Source organism: Emticicia sp. (genome assembly GCF_049241225.1).
Classification (GTDB): Bacteria; Bacteroidota; Bacteroidia; order Cytophagales; family Spirosomataceae; genus Emticicia.
On record NZ_JBMLRC010000428.1, the window covers coordinates 1 to 1,106 of the forward strand.

1 protein-coding gene is annotated in these 1,106 nt (G+C 35.2%); it reads left to right on the forward strand.

Annotation, left to right across the window (positions count from 1 at the left end):
- A partial coding sequence (locus ACOVO2_RS22130) for an MFS transporter (RefSeq protein WP_421772059.1) occupies positions 1–1,022 on the forward strand: 1,022 nt, incomplete at its 5' end.
- Between the last annotated feature and the right edge of the window lie 84 nt (positions 1,023–1,106).

Below are 1,106 nucleotides of genomic sequence, written 5' to 3' on the forward strand. Positions count from 1 at the left end.
AACATATTGGCATATTTTTGGGTGTAATAATTTTTGGGTCATTGGCCGATAGAAAGGGTAGAATGACGATGCTTTTTATCTCAGTGTTTACTTATTCGCTCGGGACATTACTAAGTGGATTAGTACAAAACTATTACCTCTTTGTTTTTTTAAGATTTATTGTTGGCTTGGGTTTAGCCTCTGAACTGGCCATTGGATTAGTGCTTGTTTGTGAAATATTTCCAAAGGATAAACGAACATCTTCAACAGTTTTCATTGCTCTTTGTGGTTTTTTAGGAATGTTTTCTCTTAGTATTTTGGCAAAATCTTTCCACTGGCGAACGCTCTATATTGGTGGTGGACTCTTAGGGCTTGCTATCATGCTGTTTCGTTTTTCTACTTTTGAGTCGGATATATTCTTGAAGACAAATGATAACAAGATAAATAAAAAACCGATTTTCTCGGTGCTTAAAGACCGTAAAATCTATTATCTCATTCTTAGCATTTTACCAACTTACCTCATCACTGCATCATCGGTTTTTATAGGAGCAAACTATTTCCGAGAACTTAAAATTACAACTGGACAGAGCCTTATGTTTTTTTCGCTCGGTGCTGGTTTTGGCTTTATTGTAGTTGGATTTCTGGCTCGAAAGATTAAAAGTCGCAAAAAAAGTATTATTATATGTATGTTTTCATTGCTAATGCTCGCATTTAGTTACATTTTATTTAAACCTCTTATTCACCATATCTTTCTTATAACCAACTTCCTTTTTGGCATTTTTGTATCTTACCATTTTGAATTACTGACGCTTACTATCGAACAATTTGGGACGAATCTTCGAGCAATGGCAACTACCTTAGTTTTCGGCGTTGGCCGGGCATCAGTTTTTATCTTTTCATTACTAATTCCGACATTAGATACAGTTTTCAACGACTATCTACACACTATTTTACTGCTTGATTGTATCGTTTTTGGTATCGGCATCTGGAGTATATCCCAAATCGAAGAAGAATATGGAAAAGATTTGAATTTTGTAGAATAAAAAAAGGAATGATGAAAACATCATTCCTTATGTGGGCCCACTTGGAATCGAACCAAGCACCTACTGATTATGAGTCAGTTGCTC